Annotated in this window: 7 protein-coding genes and 1 pseudogene; all 8 read left to right on the top strand. The window is 64.9% G+C overall.

Features of this window, described 5'->3' with window-relative positions:
* Window positions 1–1,427, top strand: a 1,427-nt coding sequence (locus tag AF337_RS39145; protein WP_049736367.1) for a sugar ABC transporter ATP-binding protein, incomplete at its 5' end; no start/stop codon positions are given.
* Window positions 1,424–2,485, top strand: coding sequence for an ABC transporter permease (locus tag AF337_RS39150; protein ID WP_049736368.1), 1,062 nt, complete (start codon window positions 1,424–1,426; stop codon window positions 2,483–2,485). The genes AF337_RS39145 and AF337_RS39150, both read left to right, overlap by 4 nt.
* Before the next feature lie 18 nt (window positions 2,486–2,503).
* A complete protein-coding gene (locus AF337_RS39155) occupies window positions 2,504–3,901 on the top strand; it encodes an LLM class flavin-dependent oxidoreductase (RefSeq protein WP_049736369.1) in 1,398 nt (465 codons plus the stop codon).
* 236 nt (window positions 3,902–4,137) lie between these two features.
* Window positions 4,138–5,748, top strand: coding sequence for an ABC transporter substrate-binding protein (locus AF337_RS39160; protein ID WP_049736370.1), 1,611 nt, complete (start codon window positions 4,138–4,140; stop codon window positions 5,746–5,748).
* A 40-nt stretch (window positions 5,749–5,788) separates the two neighbouring features.
* Window positions 5,789–6,778 (top strand): ABC transporter permease, encoded by a 990-nt coding sequence (locus AF337_RS39165; RefSeq protein ID WP_049736371.1) that lies wholly within the window; start codon window positions 5,789–5,791, stop codon window positions 6,776–6,778.
* Entirely contained in the window at window positions 6,775–7,608 is an 834-nt protein-coding gene (locus AF337_RS39170) for an ABC transporter permease (protein ID WP_049736372.1), read from the top strand. The genes AF337_RS39165 and AF337_RS39170 overlap by 4 nt, the downstream gene beginning before the upstream one ends.
* Window positions 7,605–8,396 (top strand): ABC transporter ATP-binding protein, encoded by a 792-nt coding sequence (locus AF337_RS39175; RefSeq protein ID WP_049736373.1) that lies wholly within the window; start codon window positions 7,605–7,607, stop codon window positions 8,394–8,396. Before AF337_RS39170 ends, AF337_RS39175 begins: the two co-directional genes overlap by 4 nt.
* A pseudogene (locus AF337_RS45970) lies at window positions 8,393–8,478 on the top strand (peptide ABC transporter ATP-binding protein); the annotation flags it as partial. The gene AF337_RS39175 and the pseudogene AF337_RS45970, both read left to right, overlap by 4 nt.

An 8,478-nucleotide genomic window follows, 5' to 3' on the forward strand; every position in this document is an offset into this window, starting at 1 on the left:
CCGGCGCCGATCTTCTGATCGAGCGCGGCGAGATCGTGGCACTGATGGGCGCAAACGGCGCGGGCAAATCGACGCTGGTCAAGGTCCTTTCCGGCGTGCTTTCGGCCGATGGCGGCACCGTCCGTCTCGATGACCGCCCCTTCGCGCCGCGCAGTCCGGCCGAAGCGGCAAGGTCCGGCGTCGTCACCGTGCACCAGTCGACCGATCTGGTCGGCGCCGCCGGATTGACCGTCGCCGATGCCCTGCTTCTCAACCGGTTCGCCGATCGCAGCACGCCCTTCTTCGTCTCGCGCGCCGGCATTCGCCGCGCCGCACAGGCGATGCTCGATGCTGCCGGTTTCAGCCTGCCGCTCGATCGCGATTTCGGCGACCTCACCAGCGCCGACCGGCAACTCGTGGCGATCGCACGCGCGCTCGCCAATCGCGCCGATCTCCTCATTCTGGACGAGCCGACGGCGAGCCTATCCGGAGAGGAAAGCCGCCGACTTTTCGATATTCTGCTCCAGCTTCGCAGCCGCGGCCTGGCGATCCTCTATATCTCGCATCGCACCGCCGATCTCGAAGCGATCGCCGACCGCGCGCTCGTCATGCGCGGCGGCTGTGTCGTCGGCACCTTCGCGCGGCCGATCGATTTTTCAGCCGCCATCGAGACGATGATCGGCCGCAGGCTGGATGCGGCGCGGCCGGATGCGCGGCCCGCGGCGGGGCCGGCGATTTTCGAAATGCGCGATATCAGCCTGCTGCCCGGAAGTGCGACCTTCGATCTGTCATTGCACGAAGGCGAGGTGGTGGCGGTCACCGGCGTGCTCGGCGCCGGCAAGAGCCGGCTGCTGCAGGCGATCTTCGGCGTGACGGCGCTTCGCCGTGGCGCGATGTTTCTCGATGGCCGTCCCTACCGGCCGAAAAACCCGGCCGAAGCGATCGCTGCGGGTGTCGCAATGGCGGCCGAAGACCGGCATCGTTCCTCGCTGATGCCGCCGGCATGGCCCGGCCATTCGCTGTCGGCGACGATCAGCCTGCCGCATCTCGGCAAATGGTATGCCCACGGTTTTCTCCTCGGCGGACGGGAGCGGCGCGAGGCCGAGCAGGCGATTGCCCGTTTCGGCATCAAGGCCGCCGGCCCGCTCGCGTCGATCTGGTCGCTGTCCGGTGGCAACCAGCAGAAGGCGGTGATCGCCCGCTGGGAGGCGGAACCAAGCCGGCTGCTGCTGCTCGACGAACCGTTCCAGGGCGTCGACGTCGGCGCCCGCCATGACATCATCCGGGCAATCCGCTCCCGCACCGACCGGGCGACGCTGATCGCGACCTCCGATCCCGAGGAGGCCTATGAGGTGGCCGACCGCATCCTGGTCATCGACCGCCACGTGTTGGAACCCGCTGCAGGCGGCTTTGCCGCTCTTTCCGCCATTCAGGGAATTTCCGCATGACGACGATCGACAACGACACTCTTTCCCAGGCAAGCACGTGGGCAAAGACGCTGCCTGAAGCCGAGAGCGGCCGCCTCGCCGCTCTCGGGGCCTTCCTGCGGGCGGGCGCTGTGTTCATTCTGCTTGCGGCTCTCGTCGTCGGCTTCACCATCGCCGAGCCCGCCTTCATCAATATCGCCAATCTGATGAGCATCCTGCAGGCGGTGTCGGTCGTCGCCATTCTGGGCGCCGGCGTCACCGTCACGCTCGCCGTCGGCGGTTTCGACCTGTCGATCGGCGCCGTTGCCGCATCGAGCGTGATGGCTGCGAGTTACGCGATGATCGTCTGGGGCCTCGACGCCTATGCGACGGTGCCGCTGGTGCTCGCTTTTGGCGCCCTGATCGGGCTCGTCAACGCCTTCCTGATCGTGCGCTTGAGGGTGCCCGATCTTTTGGCGACGCTGGCGATGATGTTCCTGCTTTCCGGCCTGCAGCTGATCCCGACGGCCGGCCGGTCGATTTCAGCAGGCCTCACCTTGCCCGACGGCACGAAGGCGACCGGGGCCTATGACCCGGCCTTCCTGCTGATCGGCCGCTACAGCATCCTCGGCACCCTTCCCGTTTCCGTGGTGCTGATGGCGGCGGTCGCCGTTGCGCTCTTCGTTCTCACCGAACGCACCCGCATCGGCCGACTGCTGTTTGCGACCGGCGGCAACGAGGTCGCCACCCGGCTCGCAGGGGCCTCGACCGTCAGGCTGAAGACCCTCGCCTATGTCCTGTCGGGCACGCTGGCCTCGCTCGGCGGCATCGTCATCGCCGCCCGCGTCGGGCGCGGCGACATTTCCTCCGGCGGCTCGCTGCTGATGGATTCGGTGGCCGCCGCGCTGATCGGTTTTGCCGTTCTCAACCTGCGGCGCCCCAACGTGCTCGGCACCATTGCCGGCGCCGTCTTCGTCGGCGTGCTGCTCAACGGCCTCACCATGCTGAACGCCCCCTATTACACCCAGGATTTCGTCAAGGGCGCCGTGCTCGTCGGTGCCTTGGCGCTGACCTACGGCCTCGGCCGCAGCAATCCGTAAATTCCAAGGAAGAAAGACATGACCCGCCAAATCAGGCTGAACGCCTTCGACATGAATTGCGTCGGACACCAGTCGCCGGGGCTTTGGCGTCATCCGCGCGACAAGTCCTGGACCTACAAGGATCTCGATTACTGGGTGCATCTGGCAAAGACGCTGGAGCGTGGCAAGTTCGACGGCCTGTTCATCGCCGACGTGCTCGGCGTCTACGATGTGCTGAACGGCAATGTCGATGCGGCCCTTCGTCATTCGGCGCAGGTGCCGGTCAACGATCCGCTGCAGCTCATCCCGACCATGGCTTACGCGACCGAGCATCTCGGCTTCGGCCTGACCGCCTCGCTCTCCTTCGAGCATCCCTATACTTTCGCCCGCCGCATCTCGACGCTCGACCATCTCACCAAGGGGCGCGTCGGCTGGAATATCGTGACCTCCTATCTCAACAGCGGCGCGCTCAATATCGGTCAGCCCGCCCAGACCAGGCATGACGATCGCTACGATCTTGCCGAGGAATATCTTGAGGTCTGCTACAAACTCTGGGAGGGCAGCTGGGAGGACGGCGCCGTCGTCCGCGACCGGGAAGCCGGCATCTTCACCCATCCCGACAAGGTCCACCCGATCGGCCATTCCGGCCGGCATTTCACCGTGCCCGGCATTCACCTGAGCGAGCCCTCGCCGCAGCGAACCCCGGTTCTCTACCAGGCCGGCGCTTCCAGCCGCGGCAAGGATTTTGCCGGCGCCCATGCCGAATGCATCTTCGTGGCGTCGCCGTCGAAACCCGTGCTCAAGCGCTACGTCGCCAATGTCCGCGAGGCGGCCGAGCGCGTCGGCCGCAACCCGCGCGAAATCCTCGCCTTCAACCTGCAGACTGTCATTCTCGGCGAGACCGATGCCGAGGCGCAGCGCAAGTTCAACGAATACCGCAAATACGCGTCCTTCGAGGGCGCGCTGACGCTGATCTCCGGCTGGACCGGCATCGATTTCGGCCAGTTCGGACCGGACGAGGTGCTACGCCACCGTCATACCAATGCGGTGCAATCGGCCGTCGAGACCTTCACCACCATCGATCCGACCAAAGAATGGACGGTGCGCGAAATGGCCGACTGGGTTGGTGTTGGCGGTTTCGGCCCTGTTTTCGTCGGCTCGCCTCAGACCGTCGCCGATCTGATGCAGGAATGGATCGAGGATACCGATGTCGACGGCTTCAACCTCGCCTATGCCGTGACGCCCGAGAGTTTCGAGGATGCCGTGGATTTGCTGGTGCCGGAACTGCAAAAGCGCGGCGTCTACAAGAAAGAATATGCCAAGGGCACGCTGCGGGAAAAGCTCGGGGGAGCGGGACCGCGGCTTGTTGCGCCGCATCCCGGTGCCGCCTATCGCGATCTCTTTAGCGAGCCAAAACGCCTCGCTGCCAGCGGCTGAGCAAATAATGGCTGGGTGACAAAAAATGTCTCGCAGAGCGCTGCCATTTCGAATTTAACTTCTATGACTATTGGCGTTTCGCCCTGAATATAGGCGCTAGAACAGGATGATTTTAGGCGCGGTTGGCCTAAAATCTGAATCCTGTTCTAAATTAAAGAGTTAGAGCATGATGTTGTCCGAAAACCGCTTACACTTTTCGGCATCATGCTCTGGGATTTGATCGATCAGGAGGGGTCATGACCGTACCATCTATCTCGCGGCGCACGGTGATGAAGGGCACCGCCCTGCTGCTGGCTTCGACGGCGCTCGCCCGCCAGGCGCTGGCGCAGGCCGCGCCCGCCGGTGGCCGGCTGGTTGTTGCGGCCGATTCCGAGCCGAAGAACCTCAATCCCGCCATCGTCGCTTCGAACGGCGTCTTTTTCATCGCCAGCAAGGTGATCGAACCACTGGCCGAAGCCTCGTTCGACGGCAAGGACGGGCTTGCGCCGCGGCTTGCCACCTCCTGGGAGGGCTCGGCCGACGGCCTTTCCGTCACCTTCAAGCTGCGCGACGGCGTCACCTGGCATGACGGCCAGCCGTTCACCTCGCTCGATGTCGCCTTCTCCGCCCTCAACATCTGGAAGCCGCTGCAGAATCTCGGCCGCCTGGTCTTCGCCAATCTCGAAGCCGTCGATACGCCGGATGATTACACCGCCATCTTCCGCTTCTCCAAGCCGACGCCGTTCCAGCTGATCCGCAATGCCCTGCCCGTCGTCACCAGCGTTGTCGCCAAGCACATCTTCGACGGTTCCGACATCGCCACCAATCCTGGTAATAACAAGCTGGTCGGCACCGGCCCGTTCAAATTCGCCGAATACAAGCCCGGCGAATATTACCGGCTGACGCGCAATGAGAACTATTGGGACAAGGACCAGCCGAAACTCGACGAGATCGTCTTTCGCGTGCTGCCCGACCGCGCCTCGGCGGGTGCAGCGCTCGAAGCCGACGAAATCCAGCTCGCCGCCTTCTCGGCCGTGCCGCTCGCCGATCTCGACCGCCTCTCCAAGGTCGACGGCATCAAGGTGATCTCCAAGGGTTACGAAGCCTTGACCTACCAGCTCGTCGTCGAGATCAATCACCGCCGCAAGGAGCTCGCCGACCTCAGGGTCCGCCAGGCGATCGCGCAGGCCATCGACAAGAAATTCGTGGTCGACACGATCTTCCTCGGTTATGCCGCCGCCGCTACAGGTCCGGTGCCGAAGAACGCGCCGGAATTCTACACATCGGATGTCGCGGCCTATGATTTCAATCCGGCGGCCGCCAACGATATTCTCGACAAGGCCGGTTACGCCAAGGGGACGGACGGTAACCGCTTCAAGCTGAAGCTTCGCCCCGCGCCCTATTTCAACGAGACCCGGCAATTCGGCGATTACCTTCGCCAGGCGCTCGCCGCGATCGGCATCGATGCTGAGATCGTCAATGCCGATGCGGCCGCGCACCTGAAGGCGGCCTACACAGATCACGATTTCGACCTTGCCGTCGGCCCGCCGGTCTTCCGTGGGGATCCGGCAATCTCCACCACCATTCTCGTCCAGTCCGGCACGCCGGATGGTGTGCCCTTCTCCAACCAGGGTGGTTACGCCAATCCCGAGCTCGACAAGATCATCAAGCAGGCCTCCGAGACCGTCGACACGGCGGCGCGCACCGATCTCTACCGCAAGTTCCAGCAGCTTGTCGTCGCCGATCTGCCGCTGATCAACGTCGCGGAATGGGGCTTCATCACCGTTGCCCGCGACACCGTGCTCAATGTCTCGGACAATCCGCGCTGGGCCGTCTCGAACTGGGGCGATACCGCGCTGCGATCGTGATAGGATCGGCGGCAATTCTCTTCCGGAGGCCCTGTCCGGCGTGAAACGTGCAATCCTCCTCCTGCGGCGCAGGGCGATCAGTAGCCTTCCGGTGCTGCTGATCGTGGTGATCTTCACCTTCTTCCTGCTGGAATTCGCCTCGGGCGATGCCGTCGATGCCTATCTCGGCTCGATCGGCGGCGGCGATGCGGCGCTCAGGCAGTCGCTGCGCGAGAGCTACGGCCTCGACCGGTCCATGCTGGCCCGGCTCTGGCTTTATCTCTCCTCGCTGGCGCGGCTCGATCTCGGCTGGTCGGTCGCCTTCGACCGGCCGGTCGGCGCGCTCATCGCCGAACGCCTGCCCAACACGCTGCTGCTGATGGGCAGCGCCACGGCGCTTTCCTTCGGTTTCGGCTCGGCGCTCGGTATCCTCGCGGGGGCGCGGCCGGGGTCGGTGCGCGACCGGCTGCTGTCGATCGGCTCGCTTGTTGTTTATGCCATTCCGAGCTTCTGGCTCGGCCTGGTTCTCAGCATCGCCTTTTCGGTGAAGCTGCGCTGGTTTCCGATCGCCGGTATCGAGACGATCGCTTCAGGAAAGACGGGGCTTTCACGCGCGCTCGACATATCAGATCATCTGGTCCTGCCGGCCGGTGCGCTCGCCCTGATCTATCTCGCCTTGTTCCTGCGGGTGATGCGCGCCGGCATGGGGCAGGTGTGGAAGCTCGATTTCGTCCTCTTTGCCCGCGCCAAAGGCCTGTCGCGCAGCCGCATCGTGCTGCGCCATGTGGCGCGCAATGCGCTGCTGCCGCTCGTTACCATGCTCGGGCTGCAATCGGCGGCCATGCTCGGCGGCAGCGTGGTGATCGAGAGCGTCTTTGCTGTCCCCGGCTTCGGACGCTTAGCGCAGGAAGCGGTCAACGGCCGCGACGCGCCGCTGTTGATGGGGATCATCCTCACCAGCGCCGTGTTGGTCATTGCGGTCAATTTCCTCGTCGATCTCGTCTATGCCGGGCTCGATCCGCGCATCGGCGCCTCGGAGGGCGGCGCATGAGCCGTCTCCGGCGTCTCCTCGGCACACCGGAAGGCATGATTGGGCTTGCGATCCTCCTCGTCCTGCTTTTAGCCGGGCTCACCGCGCCCATCATTTCGCCTGGCGATCCGCTCAGGATCGCCGGTCGGGCGCTGCTTCCGCCCTTCACCGATCCGGCCTTTCCGCTCGGCACGGATCGCTTGGGCCGTGACGTGCTCGCCGGCCTCCTTTATGGCGCGCGCACCTCGCTTGCCGTCGGCCTCGCGGCGGCCGTTTCGGCGATGATCCTCGGGCTTTGCGTCGGCATGGCGGCCGGTTTTGCCGGCGGGATCGTCGACGAGGCGCTGATGCGGGTGGTTGATGCCTTCCAGATCGTGCCGGCCTTCCTGCTCGCCCTCGCCTTCGTCAGCACCATCGGCGTCTCAACGCCGGTCGTCGTGCTGGCCATCGCGCTCGGCGCCTGGGCCGATCCGGCGCGGTTGATGCGGGCGCAGGTGCTGGCGATCCGCGAGCAGGATTACGTCGCCTCGGCAAGGGTGATCGGCATGCATCCCGCGGAGATCGCCTTCCGGGAAATCCTGCCGAACGCGCTGCCGCCGGTGCTGGCGCTCTCGGCCACCATCGTCGCCGGTGCGATTCTCACCGAGGCGGCCCTGTCCTTTCTTGGCCTCGGCAATCCGAATATCGCCACCTGGGGTTCGATGATCGCCGAGGGACGCAGCGTCTTGCGATCGGCCGCCTATCTCTCGGTCATCCCGGGTGCCGCACTTGCCGCAACGGTGCTCGGTGTCCATCTGTTCAGCGAGGGTCTCGGCAAGGCGCTTGGCGATGATGGCGGGAGGCCGGCATGAGCGGCATTTTTTGCAGCCTCCGGCAGCTTTCGGTCGCCTATGCGCGAGGCAACGCTGTCGCCGCGCTCGACCGCGTCGATCTCGATATCAAAGTCGGTGAAAGGCTGGCGATCATCGGTGAAAGCGGCTCCGGCAAGAGCACGCTCGCCCGGGCGCTCGCCGGTCTGCTGCCTGATGGAGCGAAAGTCGGTGGCGAGATGCTCTGGCCGGCACTCGGCCATCCGCCCCGTCCGGGCCGCGATTTCGGCTTCGTCTTCCAGGATCCGGGCGCAAGCCTCAATCCCGTGCTGACGATCGGCGAACAAATTGCCGAGGGCGCCAGGCGTCATCTCGGCCTCAGCTGGAAACAGGCTTCTCTCCGAGCCGAGGAATTGCTCGGACGGGTGCGGATGCCTGAGTCAGGCAAGGCGATGCGGGCCTTTCCGCATCAGCTTTCCGGCGGTCAGCGCCAGCGCGTGGCGATCGCCGCGGCAATCGCTGCCAAGCCGGCGCTGCTGATCGCCGACGAGGCGACGAGCGCCCTCGATGTCGTCGTCCAGGCCGAGATCGTCCGCCTGCTTGACGGACTGGTGCGCGAAGACGGCATGACGCTGCTCTTCATCACCCACGATATCGCGCTCGCTTCCGGCTTCGTCGACCGGATCGCCGTTTTCCGCGATGCGCGCCTCGTCGAGGCCGGTCCCGTCCATTCGGTGCTTTCTGCGCCGGCAAGCGGCTATACTTCAGCCCTCATCGCCAGCCATCGTGATCTCACGACGCCACCGCTAATCGCGGAGTTGTCCTCATGAGCCCGCTGCTTTCCATCGAGAACCTGTCGAAAGGCTTTTCGTCGGCTGGCCGCCGGATCACCGCCCTCGACAATATCTCGCT

The sequence above is a fragment of the Rhizobium ecuadorense genome (assembly GCF_001187535.1).
Classification (GTDB): Bacteria; Pseudomonadota; Alphaproteobacteria; order Rhizobiales; family Rhizobiaceae; genus Rhizobium; species Rhizobium ecuadorense.